The 16,512-nt window shown below is 59.0% G+C and carries 12 protein-coding genes and 4 pseudogenes; 9 read left to right on the top strand and 7 right to left on the bottom strand.

From position 1 onward, the window contains the following. Positions 1-52: 52 nt before the first annotated feature. Complete coding sequence (locus BW686_RS10210; protein ID WP_084916184.1) at positions 53-2,068, bottom strand: alkaline phosphatase D family protein; 2,016 nt, start codon at positions 2,066-2,068, stop codon at positions 53-55. A 277-nt stretch (positions 2,069-2,345) separates the two neighbouring features. Here BW686_RS10210 and BW686_RS27675 point away from each other — a divergent pair. Continuing rightward, a pseudogene (locus BW686_RS27675) lies at positions 2,346-3,128 on the top strand (MCP four helix bundle domain-containing protein); the annotation flags it as partial. A 258-nt stretch (positions 3,129-3,386) separates the two neighbouring features. Beyond that, positions 3,387-3,986: pseudogene (locus BW686_RS27680) on the top strand (methyl-accepting chemotaxis protein); the annotation flags it as partial. 8 nt (positions 3,987-3,994) lie between these two features. Here BW686_RS27680 and BW686_RS10220 read toward each other — a convergent pair. Both BW686_RS10220 and BW686_RS10225 read right to left on the bottom strand, forming a co-directional pair. After that, positions 3,995-4,432 carry a GNAT family N-acetyltransferase gene (locus BW686_RS10220; RefSeq protein WP_084916186.1) on the bottom strand — a complete coding sequence of 146 codons (438 nt, stop codon included), beginning with the start codon at positions 4,430-4,432 and terminating at the stop codon, positions 3,995-3,997. A 130-nt stretch (positions 4,433-4,562) separates the two neighbouring features. After that, positions 4,563-5,783, bottom strand: coding sequence for a GGDEF domain-containing protein (locus BW686_RS10225; RefSeq protein WP_084916187.1), 1,221 nt, complete (start codon positions 5,781-5,783; stop codon positions 4,563-4,565). 343 nt (positions 5,784-6,126) lie between these two features. On the opposite strand from BW686_RS10225, the gene gmd reads away from it, so the two are divergent. After that, a complete protein-coding gene (gmd, locus tag BW686_RS10230; protein WP_084916188.1) occupies positions 6,127-7,173 on the top strand; it encodes a GDP-mannose 4,6-dehydratase in 1,047 nt (348 codons plus the stop codon). A gap of 73 nt (positions 7,174-7,246) precedes the next feature. Here the strand turns inward: gmd and BW686_RS10235 are convergent, their stop codons facing one another. Beyond that, entirely contained in the window at positions 7,247-8,206 is a 960-nt protein-coding gene (locus BW686_RS10235; RefSeq protein ID WP_084916189.1) for a GDP-mannose 4,6-dehydratase, read from the bottom strand. A 349-nt stretch (positions 8,207-8,555) separates the two neighbouring features. Here BW686_RS10235 and BW686_RS27465 point away from each other — a divergent pair. The 4 genes and pseudogenes from BW686_RS27465 to BW686_RS10250 form a co-directional block, all read left to right on the top strand. Continuing rightward, positions 8,556-9,182, top strand: a pseudogene (locus BW686_RS27465) (PAS domain-containing protein); the annotation flags it as partial. Between the two features lie 162 nt (positions 9,183-9,344). Next, positions 9,345-9,779, top strand: a pseudogene (locus tag BW686_RS27470) (methyl-accepting chemotaxis protein); the annotation flags it as partial. Positions 9,780-10,012: 233 nt separating this feature from the next. After that, positions 10,013-11,281, top strand: coding sequence for a hypothetical protein (locus tag BW686_RS10245; RefSeq protein WP_084916191.1), 1,269 nt, complete (start codon positions 10,013-10,015; stop codon positions 11,279-11,281). A 25-nt stretch (positions 11,282-11,306) separates the two neighbouring features. Then, positions 11,307-12,167, top strand: coding sequence for an SH3 domain-containing protein (locus BW686_RS10250; RefSeq protein ID WP_084916192.1), 861 nt, complete (start codon positions 11,307-11,309; stop codon positions 12,165-12,167). Positions 12,168-12,227: 60 nt separating this feature from the next. On the opposite strand, the gene ycaC is transcribed toward BW686_RS10250, so the two are convergent. From ycaC to BW686_RS10265, 3 genes are all read right to left on the bottom strand, one after another. Beyond that, complete coding sequence (gene ycaC, locus BW686_RS10255) at positions 12,228-12,848, bottom strand: isochorismate family cysteine hydrolase YcaC (protein ID WP_179149232.1); 621 nt, start codon at positions 12,846-12,848, stop codon at positions 12,228-12,230. 138 nt (positions 12,849-12,986) lie between these two features. Further along, positions 12,987-14,558 (bottom strand): alkaline phosphatase D family protein, encoded by a 1,572-nt coding sequence (locus tag BW686_RS10260; protein ID WP_084916194.1) that lies wholly within the window; start codon positions 14,556-14,558, stop codon positions 12,987-12,989. Further along, positions 14,555-15,118, bottom strand: coding sequence for a GNAT family N-acetyltransferase (locus tag BW686_RS10265; protein ID WP_084916195.1), 564 nt, complete (start codon positions 15,116-15,118; stop codon positions 14,555-14,557). Before BW686_RS10265 ends, BW686_RS10260 begins: the two co-directional genes overlap by 4 nt. 198 nt (positions 15,119-15,316) lie before the next feature. On the opposite strand from BW686_RS10265, the gene BW686_RS10270 reads away from it, so the two are divergent. Next, positions 15,317-15,724, top strand: a complete 408-nt coding sequence (locus BW686_RS10270; RefSeq protein WP_005898009.1) for an ExbD/TolR family protein — start codon at positions 15,317-15,319, stop codon at positions 15,722-15,724. A gap of 2 nt (positions 15,725-15,726) precedes the next feature. Continuing rightward, positions 15,727-16,494: an energy transducer TonB family protein gene (locus BW686_RS10275; RefSeq protein ID WP_084916196.1), complete on the top strand. Its 768-nt coding sequence runs from the start codon at positions 15,727-15,729 to the stop codon at positions 16,492-16,494. The last annotated feature ends 18 nt before the right edge of the window (positions 16,495-16,512 follow it).

Here is a 16,512-nt window from a genome sequence, read left to right on the forward strand (position 1 = left end):
GTGCCGCAAACCTGACTGTTAGCAACTATCGACCCGGCAATCGCCGATAAGTTTAGCGGTGACTATCCCTTGTTTCCCGGTTGTTATCCAGAAAACTGCGTTCTGTCCCAGGCCTTCCGTCCTTGAATTCTTCCGGTTCGACGAAGCAGGTAGGCGATTCACCGTTGGCATTGAGTTGGTTGATCAGGGTCGGCTGGCCTTGTTCATTGAAGAAAACCTGACCGACACCTGCCGAGTTCCATAAACGTTCACCGGCCTTGCTGTGCTCGGGCGTGCGCGGGATGACCTTCATCAGGCGGCGCTTGGTGAACCAGTTAAGCGGTGAGCGAGGGGAGTATAACCAGCGATTCAGTCGATCAAAAGTATCCAGTAAGCGTCGGGGGAATTCATTCTTGATACCACTGCTGGTGATCTGCCAGATATGCGGGCCGCCGCTGCGGTGGCGAATCAGGATTTCGTAGACAAATGAGTAATGTACGTCGCCCGACAGGATCACGTAGTTGCCTGGCGTTCTGGAGTGGCGAAAGATGTTCAGAATGACGTTGGCTGATCCCCGGTGGGCCATCCAGTTTTCAGCGTCCACCAGCAGCGGATAGCCGCACCAGCTGAAAATCCGCTGTATCGCTTCGATCAGCTTGACGCCGAATACCGGCGCAGGTGACACGATGATCGCCGAGGTGTGGTCTATCAGCTCTTGCTGCAGCTCGCAGAGCGCTTCCCAGTCCAGCAGACCCGACGGGTGGTTGAAATTCGACTCGCTGCGCCAGCGCCGGGTCCGGGTATCCAGCACCACCAGCGCCGGGCGGGTCGGCAGCACATAATGCCACTGCTGAAATTTCAGCAATTGATCGATCAAGGCGTTTTGGGAATGACTGTCCAGCCAGTGATCGTTCCGGACAGCCTCGTCGCTCAGGGATTGCGCCTGCCTGATCAGGTCGTTGAGCGCGTCCGGGTTATTGCCCCAGCCCTGGCACAGCAGGTAGGCCAGCAAGGCATTGCCGATGATGCGCTTCGAGAACGGATGACCGTAGGCTGTTTCCTCCCAGTTCGCTGACAGGTTCCAGTCATCGGTGATGTCGTGGTCATCGAAAATCATCAGGCAGGGCAGGTGGGCCATTGCACGCGCCACGCCGCCAAGCCCCGCGACGAAGTCGTCGATCAGGTGCTGTTCTTTGGCGTACCGTTCGAGTTCTTCGGCATCAAGACGCGGCCTGTCCGGCTCGATCAGGGTCCACGGAACGGGCGACCAGACCAACAGGTACATCGCCATGACCTCGGCCAGCGTCACCAGATGGTTGTCCGCGGTGCTGCTGGTGAACACGGGCTTGCTGGCGCCGCCAAAGAATCGCTCGCGCAGGGTGTCGTTGCTTTTCAGCGCCGGCAGCAGGTCGGCACGCTGGTAATAGCTGGCCGGGTGGACGTAGAGGCGGGCGCTGTCCTCGACCACGGCGCCGTCGAGTTGCTCGTCGAACAGCCCCAGGCGTTCGATCAGCGCATGAACGGCGCGGAGCATCGGCCCGGCGACGTCGTCGGCGTAGATCTGATCGCCATTCATCATCAACAAGGCCGGGCGTTGCAGCGGGTCCTGGGTCTCGGCCAGCAAGCGGTCCACGCAAAGCAGACCGTCGGCGGCGCAATGATGTGGCTTGCGGCAAGAGCCATGCAGCAGTTGATCGATACCGCTGCGCACCACGAAGTTCGGGTAACGAGCGCCCTCGTACAGCAGGTGTGGCGCCCAATCGGCAATGCCGCCCGGCTCGCCGTCTACCTGCAGGTCGTAATCGATCCAGGTGTCTCGGGGCAGATCGGCTTCCAGTTGCAGGTCAATCAGATGAATAAACGCGTGTCGGCCCACCGCAACGACCTGGCATTGCGAATCGGCAAGCCGATAGTCGACGAAACCGTCCGTGGCGTTATCGGCAGCAGCATGGCGCAGGCGCAACGTGAGGCTCAATGGACGCGAACCCACCAGCCACAACACCAGGCGGCCGGCTTCCTGACGACGTAACAGCGGGCCTGTGAGGACGGAAGGTAACGAAGCAGGTTGTTCTGCGGACGAAGAGGGCATCCTGATCAAAAGCTCTGGTGGACCGTAGGCGGCAAATAGTAACGCAACAGGCCTGGAAAGTTCTTGTTACACGGCGGGTGCGCCGGCCCAAGGCTGTTTCAAAGCGTTGCAGCCTGTCAGCCAGCGTACGGGGTCCCAACCGGACGAAGCGCAGGCGCTCGCCTATTCAGAGGCTCCCGATCATGCCGATAGCTTCTCTGATAAGAAGCCTGAAACTGTCGATACCTCGTGTACCCATAGTCAGTCTTTGCCCGTAGCTCTAACGAGAGATGCCTTCATGAATTGGTTCTATAACGCCAAGCTGTCCACCAAGCTGTTTATCTCGTTCGCCTTGTGCGCGGTGATCACACTCGGGGTGGGGACGGTTGCCAGCCGGGGTATTACCGAGCTTGCGACGAATCTCAAACTTGTGTTCTCCAATAACCTGGTATCGGTGTCCAAGACCAACGAGGCCACCACCAACACTGCCGAGCAGAACCGTGATTTGTACCGCCTGATTTCTACGGTGGCTGCCAATGCGCCGCAATCGGTGAGAGATGAAGTCGTCGCCAGCCTGCGAAAAAATCGTGCTGAAGCCGAAAAGGCGTACTCGACCTATCGGGCCACGCCGCTTGAAGATGACGAACGGGCTGCCGGCGATCAGATGGACAAAGACTGGCCGCTCTATCAGGCGCTGATTGATCGGGCCGCAGGCATTGCCATGTCCGGAGATCTCGGCGCAGCAAGGGCGCTGGTGGATGGCGAAGTTCGTGCTGCGTATCTCGAGGTAATGGACGAGCTGAGCATCATGGTCGCTTCCAACAACCGTCAGATTGGCGAGGGCGCTGTTGCGGCCGAAAAGACGGAGGCAACAGCCAATCTCAATCTGTATCTCGGGATCGGCATAGCGTTCGTGGCCGCCTTTGTTCTGGCACTGTTTATCAGCCGCGTGATCAGTTCGCCCATCGCTTCCGCGCTTGTCAGTGCGCAGCGCATTGCCGGTGGCGATCTGACCCAGCCGATTGTCAGTGTTCACCGTGATGAAGCAGGCTTGATGCTGACCGCGCTGAGCGGCATGCAGGATAACCTCAAGAGCACGATCGGGCAGATTTCCAGCGCTGCCGACCAGTTGGCCTCAGCCGCTGAAGAGCTGAATGCCGTGACTGAAGAAAGCAGCCGTGGCCTAGTGCGCCAGAATGATGAAATTCAGCAGGCCGCTACCGCTGTCAACGAGATGACCGCAGCGGTCGAAGAAGTGGCGCGCAACGCCATGTCCACCTCCGATGCGTCAAAGCAGACCAGCACCGAAGCCGCCACCGGCCGTGATCAGGCCCGTGACGCGGTGAATGCCATCAACACCGTCAGCAATGAAATCAGCAGCTCGACCACGATGGTTGAAGAACTCGCCGGACGCGTTCGTGACATTGGCAAAGTGCTGGATGTGATCCGCGGAATCGCCGAGCAGACCAACCTGTTGGCGCTCAACGCCGCCATTGAAGCCGCGAGAGCGGGTGAGCAGGGCCGCGGTTTTGCGGTGGTGGCCGACGAAGTGCGCGCGCTGGCTGCGCGTACCCAAGCCTCCACGGGCGAAATCGAGACCATGATCGGCAGCGTTCAGGCCAGTGCCGATCAGGCCGTGCGCGCGATGGGCAACAGCCGAACGCTGGCGAGTAACACCCAGACGCTGGCGCAGGCCACCGGCCAGTCGCTGGAACGCATTGCCAAGAGCATCGCGGAAATCAACGACCGCAACATGCTGATTGCGACTGCGTCCGAAGAGCAGTCCCATGTCGCACGCGAGGTAGACCGCAACCTGGTCAATATTCAGGACCTGTCGGCGCAGACTGCCGCGGGTGCGAACCAGACCAGCGCCTCCAGCCAGGAGCTGTCGCGCCTGGCGATCTCGTTCAATGACCTGGTGGGCAAATTCAAGGTCTGACGCAAGCGTCAGGGCTGCCCGCTCGACAGGCGCTTCTCGAAAAAGAAGCGCTTGTGCCCACGCGGGTAGTCATCGATCTGGCCAAACTCGGTGTAACCGTGACGGCGATAGAAGTCGGGTGCCTGGAAGTCGAACGTGTCCAGCCAGATCCCGACACACCCTTTCTCGATGGCCAGGTCTTCGGCCATCTGCATCAGGCGTGAGCCCATTCCCTGGCCTCGGACCTGTTCCGGCACGACCAGCAACTCGATGAACAGCCACTCGAACAGAATGCGCAGGTGCAGCCCCCCAAGAATCTCCTGTGTCTCGTCATCGCGGATGAACATCGCCACTTTCTCGGACTTCCCGTCCCCCGCCTGCTCGGCGTTGAAACGCTTCAACGGCTCAAGAATCGCCAGGCGATCTTCTTCAGTCGGGTTTGTGTTGATGTCAATGTGAACGCCCATGCGATGGCTCCCAGCCAAGTGATTGCCCGGTGAGATTAAAGCGGGGGAAGGCGTGGGTAAAGCGCTGCGGCCTATCCAGTAAACGTCCACAAGACACGCTGCCTGTGGGAACCCCTCTGACGGCCTGCAGCTACACCTGACACTCTAATGCGTCATTGCGCGCCAGGCAGGCGCAATTTCGCCCGGCGCGCTTGGCGGCGTACAGCGCATTATCGGCAGCGCTGATCAAGGTGTCGTAAGTGGTCAGGGGCGCAAGCGCAGACGCGACGCCAAGACTGATGGTGACGTGTGCGCCTTCCCCCAGAGCCGGGTGCGGCAGCTTGAGGGCGGCCACCGAGGCCTTGAGCGTCTCGGCCAGTTTAATAGCCTGCACTGCATCGCCAATCATCAATACCAGTACCTCTTCACCGCCGAACCGGAACGCCATTGCGCCATAGTCGTTTGCGCTCTGCTGGATCTCCTTGCAGAGTAATTTCAGGCAGACATCGCCCTGCGGATGGCCGTAGTTGTCGTTGTAGGATTTGAAATGGTCGATGTCCAGCAGAATGATGGCCACGTTCGCCTGCCTTTTCCCGGCACGCTCCCAGACCGAGGTCAGCACTTCGTCCTGATAGCGCCGGTTGAACAGGCGGGTCAGCGAATCGGTACGTGCAAACTCCAGCAATTGGACTTGCAGCAAGCGCCCGCGAAGCGCAAAAAGGTAGCTCAGACGGCTTCCTCGCTCCAGAAAATAGGACGCCATCAAAAGCAGCATGACCGTGGAGATGAACAACAAGGCATTGGCCTGCCAGATGAGCGCGTCTGCGAAGTTGGCGATGTAGGTTGTCACCAGTTGAATGATCAGCATGCATGACATTGCGACGGCGGCGTGGCGCAGCGGTAACTGCTGGATCATGGTGCAATAGACCATGATCAGCAGCATGCCTAACTGGTAGAAGATCTGATAAGGGCTCTCACTGTAAATCATCACCACCATCGGCATGAGCGAGCACAACACGGTAGCGATCGCAGCGGTCGTTTCCATCGCCCAGCGCGACGGGAAGCGCCGCGCCATCACGAGCAGGATGATAAACATCGGCGTGATCAGGCACAGACGCCCCAGCGCTACATAGACAAATACATCCCGCAAAATCAACCAGTCACTGATCAGAAACAGGTTATAGATCAGGCTGCCGCCGATACTCATTACCGTCAGAAACTCACGCCTTTCCAACCGGGTTTCCGCTTGGTAGCGTCGCTCGAGATCATGGCTGAAGCACAGCGATCCTACGCCTGAAGCAATCGTTCGCTCGACCTCGACAAGGGTTTGCGAATCTTCAGGGCTAGGGCGATCAAGGGGTGAGACGAGCATGTTGCACCGGTACAGTAACATCGAGAAACGTAAGACATTACGTATGATGTCTTAGTGCCACCAAACTGCAGCATGCTAATTAATAATATCGACCAGCGGTCTCGGGGGCCTTGACCTGAAGACGCCAGGTCTGTCGCTGAAACCACATTGCCGGGCCTTGATGGCTGAAAGCAGGCACGGGTATCTGAAATTGACTGCTTGCACTTCAGATTCCGGATCTATAGTGATCAGGTGCTTCTATCCAAACGCTGTGGGTTGCCTTCGAAGCGAGCATGGCGCCGTTCACGAATGTACCGCCGCACAATAAACATAAGCCGAGCCAGCCCCAGATCGGAATCCAACTATGACCACACCCCAAGAATCCGTAATTATCACTGGTGTCACAGGCCAGGATGGTGCCTACCTTACTCAGCTTCTGCTGGAAAAAGGCTATAAGGTCTACGGTACTTTTCGTCGCACCAGCTCCGTCAACTTCTGGCGGCTTGAAGAGCTTGGTGTCGCCGACCACTCGAATTTGCATCTGGTCGAACATGACCTGACCGACTTGAGCGCCAGTATTCGCTTGCTGCAAAAGGCCGATCCCACCCAGATATACAACCTGGCGGCGTTAAGCTTTGTCGGTGTTTCCTTTGATCAGCCCATCACGACCGCCGAAATCACCGGGCTGGGGGCGGTCAACCTGCTTGAAGCCATACGGATCGTGAATCCGAAAATACGCTTTTATCAGGCGTCCACCTCTGAAATGTTCGGCAAGGTGCAGGAGGTGCCGCAGGTTGAAACCACGTCGTTTTATCCACGCAGCCCTTACGGTGTCGCCAAGTTGTATGCGCACTGGATGACGATAAATTATCGGGAGTCCTACGGCATCTTTGGCGCCAGCGGTATTTTGTTCAATCACGAGTCCCCCCTGCGCGGCAAAGAGTTCGTGACCCGCAAGATCACTGACGCTGCCGCGCGTATCTCACTGGGCGTGCCGCATGTTCTGGAACTGGGCAACCTCGACGCCCGCCGTGACTGGGGGTTTGCCAAAGAGTACGTCGAAGGCATGTGGCGCATGCTGCAAGCCAAAGAGCCTGACTCTTTCGTTCTGGCAACCCATCGATCCGAAACAGTTCGTGATTTTGTATCAATGGCCTTCAAGGCTGTCCACATCAACCTTGAGTGGGTGGGCAGTGCAGAGAATGAACAGGGTATCGATGCGAGCACAGGCAAGGCGCTCGTGCAGATCAACCCGAGATTCTACCGGCCCTCTGAAGTCGAGTTACTGATCGGCAATCCCGAGAAAGCCAAAAACGTGCTCGGGTGGGAAGCCAAAACCGGGCTTGAGGAGCTTTGCCGGTTGATGGTGGAGGCTGATGTGAAGCGCAATCAGCAGGGCCGTTCGTTCTGACGTGCGCGCAGTGTGAAGCGCGTTTCGAGGCGTCATTGACCATGACGCCTGCCCGGGCTGCGCGACGGATGGGTCATCCCGTCGACGTCACTGCCTGACGCCAGTCATTCAGCAGGTCAGCAAGCGTTTCGTTCAGTGGTGTGGTGGGTTTCCAGCCAGTGAGGTTCCGTATGGCGGAGTTGTCGCCGAACGCGCTGGGTATGTCTGAAGGACGCATGCGCTCCGGGTCGACTTTCACCTCGATGGTGCTCGTGCTCAGTGCCATAAGATGCGCAAGTATTGTCTCGAGACGGGTGGGTTCTCCGCTGCAGATGTTCAGGCACCGTGGCCAGTCTTCCAGCGTGTCGGCCCGTTGCAGCAGCGTGATGTAGGCATCGCATACATCATGCACATCGAGAAAGTCCCGCGCGGCCTTCAGATTGCCTACTTTCAGCTCCGGGGCCTGTTTCCCTGCTTCAATCAAGGCGATCTGCCGGGCAAACGAGGCCGTGGCAAAATCAGGCGATTGCCTGGCGCCGATATGATTGAAAGGGCGTACGACCACACCTTTCAGGCCTTGGCGAAAGGACTCGTTGAACGCCGCTTCCGCAGCGAGCTTGCTGGCTGCGTAGGGGTTCATGGGCTTGCACACGCTGTCTTCGCCCAGTGCAAAACCCTGTTTGAAACTTTCGCCGTACACCTCCGACGAACTCACAAACAACGTAAAGGCTTCGGGGGCGCTTCGCTGCAATGCCTGTAACAGGTTCACGCTGCCCATAACGTTGGTTTGCCAGGTCAGGACCGGGTCTTTGAAACTGGTAGGCACGTGAGTGACCGCTGCCAAATGCACAACGTGAGAGGGCGCTGTTCGCGACAGCGTCTGTTCCAGACCGCTGGCATCGCGGATATCACACCGCACAGACTCGTTGGCATGGGCCGACAGAGACGACTCGGCGCTAACCAGAGCAATGACATGGTGCCCGGCCTGTCGCAGCATATTGCACAGCTTCTGGCCAACAAACCCGTTGGCTCCAGTGATCAGAATGCGATGCATCAGGGCTTCCTCAATGACTGCGCTGCAAGCGATTGAGCTTAACAGACGCTGTTGGCCAGGCCTGCGTGGCCTGCTGCTCGTAGACATCGACTTGGATGCATGGTTTCCGCCATTCAGGCTAGCTCATTCGGGGCTTTCCGGTTGCCGTTAGCAACGATGGACAAAATCGCTCATTTGTCCCCCTGCAACCCGACGAAATACCTTTACTGCGTCTACGCTTGTGCCGATATCCACGTACAAACCCACAATCGGTGCAGACATGTTCAATACTCGCTTGAAAAAGGAATTACAGGCACAGCAGGCCGAGTTATCGATGTACCGGCAAATGCAGAAGGGCATAGACGCGCGAATGGTGTCGTTGAGTCTGGACGCCAACAACCGCATTGCCCACGCCAATGACAACTTCCTCAGGGCACTTGGCTATAGCGCCGAGTATTTGCTGGGGAAAGAGCTGGACCAGATGGTGCCGACTTACGTCAAACAGCTCGATTGCTACCGTAACCTCAAACTGGCGGTGCAGAAGGGGGAGTCGGTCATCGACAACTACCGTTTTCTGCATGCTGACGGCAGCCTGGTGTGGATTCGCGCCATGTGGCAGCCGGTTCTGGATGACCAGGGCAAGCTGGTGACGTTGCAATGCTACGGGTCGGACATCACCCAGACCGTCGAGACCGCTGCCGAAAACTCCGCGTTCATTCAGGCCCTGTTGCGTTCGACGGCGGTGATCGAGTTCGACCTGAGTGGTCAGGTGCTGACCGCCAATGACCAGTTCCTGCGCGGGATGGGGTACAACCTGGGGCAGATCAAAGGCAAGCACCACAGTCTGTTCTGTGACCCGCAGGAAACGTCGCAGGCGCCGTATCGGGAGTTCTGGGCGAGGCTCAACCGTGGCGAGTTCGTGGCCGGGCGCTTCAAGCGTATCGACAGCAGTGGCCGTGAGGTCTGGCTGGAAGCTACCTACAACCCGGTACACGATGCTCAGGGCAAACTCTACAAGGTGGTCAAGTTCGCCACGCTGGTGACCGATCAGGTGGCGCGCGAAGATGAAGTCAGTCAGGCGGCCAGCGTGGCGTTCGAAATCTCCCAGCAGACCGACGTCAGCGCCCAGCGCGGCGCGGATGTGGTGCAGAACACCGTGCAAACCATGCGCAAGATCTCCGAAGAGATGCAAACGGCGTCCTCCGGAATCGAAGCACTTGGCAAGCAGTCACTGCTGATCAGCTCCATCGTGCAAACCATTGGCGGCATTGCCCAGCAGACCAACCTGCTGGCGCTCAACGCCGCCATTGAAGCCGCCCGGGCCGGTGAACAGGGCAGAGGCTTTGCCGTGGTCGCCGACGAGGTGCGTCAATTGGCGGGCCGCACCAGCGCGGCAACCGAAGAAATCGTCAGCGTGGTGCAACAGAACCAGGCACTGGCCGATGAAGCCGTGCGTGGCATGGCCAACAGCCGCAACCAGGCCGAGCAGGGCCTGTTGCTGGCCAACGAGGCCGGCGCGGTGATTGTCGAGATTCAGGAAGGGGCCAAACAAGTGGTCGGTGCCGTTGGACGGTTTGCTAATCAACTGAAGTAGTACGGCGGTGATTCGGGTGTGCCGGTAAAGGATGACCGGCAGTACCCGCCAGCCCGCTGAACGGATCGGGTGTTTCGAAAGGCCCGATCAGCCTGTCACGTGAGCACCCGCCTTTCGCCAAATAGCTGGCATCCCTTCCGGTCGCCGGGCAGAATACCCGCTTGTTTTTCAGTGGTTCCAGCCGCACCGGAGTGCGTTGATACGCTGGTTCCTCTCTGACAGGGATGTGTTGGATGCTGCCTGTGGCACTTAATGTTCTCAATGCCGTCTGCCTGATCTTCGGCTTGCTGTTCAACGCCGAGTTGTTGAACAAGGCAGGCGCCGACATCCCCCTCAAAAGCCTGCAGACGCTTGAAATATACGGGCAGAGCCTCGCAACGGTGAGCGTGTGCCTGATCGCCTGGCGCCTGTGCGTCTGGGTTCATGAGAAAAGGGGCACTCAGCACCGCCTGATTCGCTCCACCGTGCTCAGCACCCTGATTCTTGCGCCGACGACCTGGTGGGTTCAGGGCGTGGTTCCCGACGTTATTGCCGAAGAGTTTCCGTCCGACCTGCGGGTTTACAGCCTGTATGCCTACGTGACGAAGAAAGGCCTGCTGTACGACTCGGTGCAGATTCCCGGCGTTCCCTATGAGGACTATCGCGACAAAGGCGAAGGCAAGGCTTTCATCGCCAACCTCGGTGTACTGATGAGCGTCCAGGGTTCCTATGTCGAGCAGATCGACGGCAACTTCCAGGGTTTCGCCCAGGCTGTATTCAAGGGCTACACCCGGCGCAATGCCGATGTGATCTATCAACGCCTGCAAACGGACGTCATTCCAGCCTTTGACGGTATCGCCCGCGAGTACGTCAGGATCGAGGCGTTGCGCCGCGCTGGTGCGCCGGGCCATAAACGCAGACCACTGGTCCCGTCCGACCGTGCTGCCGAGCCGCAAACCCTGCCGGGCGCTGAAGACTACGCGCTGGCAATGCCTGCACATCTGCGCACCCGGCGGGCGATGGCCAACACGCCCGAGGTACGCCACATGGCACGTCAGGTCCTTGGCCCGTTCTACGTGGAGGGGATGAACCTGCTCGCGACCCGCGACCAGTTCAACGCTTACCTTCCGGGCATTGCCAGCAATATGGCCAGCGAGGTGGCGATCACTGACATGCATGGCGAACAAAGCCTGAGCGTTCTCAAAAACATGTGGTTTGTGCCTTGGTCGCTGTTGAGCGGTCTTTTCAGCGGCGCCCTCAACATCGTCGGCCTGATGCTGTCGACCATCGAGCGGCGTGCTTCCATTCGAAAGTGGCTGTGGAGCCTCAGAATCACGGCATTCGTTTTGATCGTGTTCGTTCCGCTGACAGCCAGCAACGCGCTCATTGATTCGCCAGGCTACCGCACAGCCTTCAAGAACATCGAGACAGGCCCGACCCTTATGGCGGAGGCTTTTCATTGGGCAATGAATACCGAATCCATGCTGTACAACCTTACCAAGCCTCTGCTTGACGCGGAGTGAGCCGTTTTCAAAGGGAGCAAAACCCGTGCGCAAGAAATTCGTTGCATCAATCCTGGCGGTCACCCTCGCCACTTCAGTCACCGGATGCGCGCAGATGGGCATCAGCAAGGAACAGGCGGGTACGGTAATCGGGGGTATCGCCGGCCTGGCAGTGGGCGCGACGATGGGCAAAGGCAACGGCCAGATCGCTGCGGCGCTGATCGTCGGTGGTATCGGTGGCTACATCGGTAACCGTATCGGGCAGATGCTGGATGACAGGGATCAACAGGCGTTGGCGTTGCGCACTCAGGAAATTCTGAACCAGCCCGCTACCACCGTGGCGCAATCCACTGCCACCTGGCGTTCCGACCACTCCAATGCCAGCGCGCAGATCACTCAGGGTCAGGAATACAGAGCGACCCGAACCGTCGACGTCAAACGCTTGCCCAGGATCCAGGCGGTGCCGTCGATGAAGTTGATCAACGAGCCTTACGTCACCCGGTCCGGCCTCAACGTGCGCTCGGCACCGAACATGAACGCTGACAAAGTAGGCAGCCTGCCGGGCAACACGCAGTTCACTGCCGTGGGCTCGACCGGTGACTGGATTCTGGTCGGGCGCAAGGGGGTAACGGTGGGCTACGTTCACAAGGACTATGTCCTGACCAGAACCGAGGCCGACGCCAGAAAGACCCTTACTGCAGCTCGGCTTGACGACATGAACGTGTCAGCCAGCCGAGAGACCGAAGCCTTCGATCTCGGCTCGATCTCGTCCTTGCCCTCCGGCAAAGCTGCGGCCGAGACGTCCTGTCGGCCTGTCACGGTCAGCTTGAAAACCGCAAGCGGCGGTGCCGAAAAGCAAGAGAACACCTTTTGCCGGCAGGCCAATGGGACGTGGGAGTTGATTTGAGGAAAGGCATGTCGGGCACATGAAGCCTTTGGACACTGGCTTCATGTGCCTGCGCGCAGCTTATCGAGCCGTCAGCGCCGAATAGCTGTTCATCAGGTTGCGGTAGTTCGGGATGCGCTCGGACAACAGGTTGCCCAGGCCTTCGATGTCGTTGCGCCAGTCGCCTTGCAGCTCACAGGCCACCGAGAACCAGTTCATCAGTTGCGCACCTGCCTGAGTCATGCGGGACCAGGCGGCCTGCTGGACGGTGGTGTTGAAGGTGCCGGACGCATCGGTGACCACGAACACTTCAAAACCTTCAGCCAGTGCCGACAGGGTCGGGAAGGTCACGCACACATCGGTCACAACGCCGGCGATGATCAACTGCTTGCGGCCGGTCGCCTTGATCGCTTTGACGAAGTCTTCGTTGTCCCAGGCATTGATCTGGCCGGGGCGGGCAATGTACGGCGCATCAGGGAACATGGCCTTGAGTTCTGGAACCAGCGGGCCGTTAGGGCCTTGTTCGAAACTGGTGGTAAGGATGGTCGGCAGCTTGAAAAACCTGGCCAGATCGGCCAGCGCCAGCACGTTGTTCTTGAACTCGTTTGGCGAGAAGTCCTGTACTAGCGAGATCAGGCCTGTCTGGTGGTCGATCAGCAGAACGATGGCGTCATCTTTGTTCAGGCGGTTGTAGGTGGTCATGGTCAAATCCTTTCGTTTGGTAGGTGAGGTCTGGCGTGCAACATGGGCTCAGATTAGTGACTCACCAGAAAGGGAAAAAGCGCCTGAAACGGGTTTGACTGTCGCCTTGGGGTGGACAATGTCTGGAAAAGGAAGGGGCTATCCCGCCACAGCCCCTGCTTTTCCGGCTTCCACTGCAAAGCGCTTGAGCGTAGACACGCTGGCTGCAGGGTCGAGCACGTCCGACACCACCTGGAAGCGTGTGAGCATTTGTTTTTCGCTCAGTTCGACAGAAACGTAGCCGCGCTGGCGACTGTCGAAGAACTTCACGTGTGGGTTGAGCCCGAGAATGCTGTTGAAGGCTTCGAACGACGGCCCACTGGACGTGACCGAGGTGCCGACGAACTCGGTGGCGATGACGCTGGAATCCGGATTGTCCGCCTCGGCATGCAAGTCAGTGGTCCAGAATGAATGGATATCGCCGCCCCAGAACACCGGGTTGCGGGTCTGATGGCGTTGCAACGATCCGAGCATGCGCTCACGGGTGGTCATGTAGCCGTCCCAGCCATCGGTCCAGTGGCCAAGTTCCTGAGTGCTCGCGTTGCGTTGTATCAGTGGCGCTACCAGCAAATCCTGGGCAATGACATTCCATTGTCCTGGCGATTGAGCAAAGCTGCGGTCCAGCCAGGCTTCCTGTTCCCAGCCGAGCATGGTGCGTTTCGGGTCGGCAAGGTCTGGGCAATCGCTGCGTGCGACATGGCCTTTGTGGCTGCCGCTGGCCGGCACGCAGGGCTGTTCGGAACGGTATTGCCGACCGTCCAGCACATGGAAGCGTGCCAGGCGGCCGTAGTCCATATTGCGGTAAATGCGCATGTCCGGACCCTTGGGCAGGCTGCTGGCGCGCAACGGCATGTGTTCGTAAAACGCCTGATAGGCGGCGGCTCTGCGGCGCAGAAAGCGTTCTACCGGAACGCCCGGGTCTTGTGACCACTGCGCGGCATAGTCATTCTGCACTTCGTGATCGTCCCAGGTAACGATGCTCGGCGCGCAGGCATGCAAGGCTTGCAGGTCAGGGTCGGTCTTGTACTGTGCGTATCGGTTGCGATAACCCGCCAGGTCTATCGGGTCTGATGTGGCATGGCGGCGTGGGAACTGGATATTGGCGGGAGAAACGTTCATCTCATAGATGTAGTCACCGAGAAAGAACACCAGATCCGGCCGCTCCGCAGCCAAGTGTCGGTAGGCGCTGAAATACCCGGCTTCCCAATGCGAACACGAAACGAAGCCGAACCGGGCCGCGGTCATGGCCGTTGCTGGCGGTGCCGTGCAGGCCTGCCCCACAGGGCTTTGTGCGCCCAGCCCTTCAAACTGATACCAATAGGGGCGCCCAGGCTGCAACCCGCTGACCTCGACATGCACCGAGTGCGCAAAGCGTGACTGGGCGGTGGCCTGGCCGGATCGAACGATGCGCGTCATGGCCGCGTCGCTGGCGATTTTCCAGCGCACTTCGACGGGTTTGCCCAAGCCACCGTCGCCTGCCGGGGTGATCACTTTCGGCGCCAGACGTGTCCAGATCACGAAGCCGTCCGGCAACGGATCACCAGACGCCACGCCCAGTGTGAACGGGTAATCGACACCTGCGCTGCGGGCAAACGGGCTGAGGATCGACAACATTGCTGCCCCGGCGACACCCGTGATGATGCGCCGACGGTCTGGATTGAAGTCGGTCATGACGCAGCCTCCGACGCTTCGTACTGCGCGCGCAGCAGCCCGAACAGCAGCATGTCCTTGAACACACCGTTCTTCAGGAAGGCCCCTTTCATGCAGCCCTCATACATCAACCCGCATTTCTCCAGCACCTTGGCGCTGGCCAGGTTGTCGCTGAAGCACTGACCGGCGATGCGGTGGAAGTTCATGTGCGTGAAGCCATACGTCATCAGCCCCCGCACCGCCTCACTGGTGTATCCGTTGTTTCGGTAGTCAACACCGATCCAATAGCCCAGGTTTGCGTGCTGATGCAATGTCGAAAAGCGAAACGAGGCGACCCCTGCCAACGCTCCGGTTTCTTTTACGTGAACCCCAAGGCTCAGTGTCTGACCCGCTGCGAACTGCTCATGGGCTTGCGCGATGAATGCCTGCGCATGCGCCAGCGTATAGGGGCTGGGAAGCGCCGAGGTCATGGCGGCAATCGTCGGCTCGTCGGCCAGCCGCGACAAGGTCGGTGCCTGTTCTGGTTGCAACGCAGTGAGCAACAGGCGCGAAGTTCGGACAGTCGGCAGGGGGAGGCTCATCCGGGTTTTCCATCGAGTTAAATGCTCAAACGCTGCCGCGTTGTGATGGCATTTCTGTGACAGGTGCAAGAATCATTTAAGTGCCACGAAATGTGTGCGTAAAAGCCATGTAACCGTCATGTATCGGTCTTGTAAAACTAACCGATCGGTCATGTTCGATTGCTAGATTCTCGGCCTCTAAGAAGAGGGAGACGCTGCATGAGAACGTGGGACGAACCCAAGAAACGCAAGGCGCACATCGAGTTGATTCCGATGATCGACGTGATGATGTTCCTGTTGGTGTTTTTCGTGCTGGTCAGCCTGAACGTGATTCCGGCTCTGGGCATGAAGACCCAGTTGCCCAGTGCCAGCAGTTCTCAGCAACTGAAGCCGCAGAACAAATCGATTCTGACCCTGGGGCTCAATGGCGAATTGCAGCTCGACGGCAAGGCCACCACCGTGGACGCCTTGGTGCCTGCCTTGAAGGCACTGGAAAAGCCAGACACCAAAACCACCATCATCGTGAACAGCGACAAGGGTGTTGAGGTCGCACGCCTGGTCGAGGTTATGGACACGTTGCGTCTGGGTGGCTTCACATCCGTTTCCATCGCTACGCGTAAATCCTGATCATGTATGCCTTGTTTCGCATGCGTCAGTGGCTCGGCGGCCTGCCTGCTCTGGTCGCGCTGATCGCAATCGTGATCGGAGTGCAGACCCGTCCTCTGAAAATGGAGCCGGTCTACGACGAATCTGCCGTGGAGCTGGCACTGATCGAGCCGGAGCCGCCCGCGCCTGAACCCGTGGCGCAACCCGAGCCGCCTCCGGTACAGGCTGAAGAGCCGCCACCTCCGCCACCTGTGGTCGAGAGCGAAGAGGCCGAGCCTGCACCGCCACCGCCGCCCAAGCCCGTTCCCAAGCCAAAGCCGGAACCCAAGCCAGAGCTCAAACCACCGCCGCGCCCGAAACCTATGCCCAAGCCTGCCGTGGCCAAACCTGCCGAGCCGGTTCAGGCCCCCAGCAAGCCGGTGGCCAGTGCCCCGGTTCCGCCACCGTCGCCGCCTGCGCCACCCGCACCGCCGAAAGTGGACACCCAAGGCATTGAGGGCGGCTACCTCAAAGGGCTGCGTAACGAGCTGGATGGCTACAAACAATACCCAACCGGACGTCAGGCATCGCTCGAACGCCCGAGTGGCGAAGTGGTGGTGTGGTTGTTGGTCGACCGTCAGGGCCGAGTGCTGGATTCCGGCATTCAGACCCAGGCCTCCAGCATGCTGCTCAACCGGGCCGCGACCAACAGTCTGCGACGCCTCAAACAGGTCAAACCGTTTCCCGAACAAGCTTTCGGCGGGCGCAACGAACAGCGCTTCACCGCCACCTTCAACTACAGCGTGCAATAGCACTGACAAGGAACAATG

Source organism: Pseudomonas syringae (assembly GCF_002157375.1).
Lineage (GTDB): Bacteria > Pseudomonadota > Gammaproteobacteria > Pseudomonadales > Pseudomonadaceae > Aquipseudomonas > Aquipseudomonas syringae_T.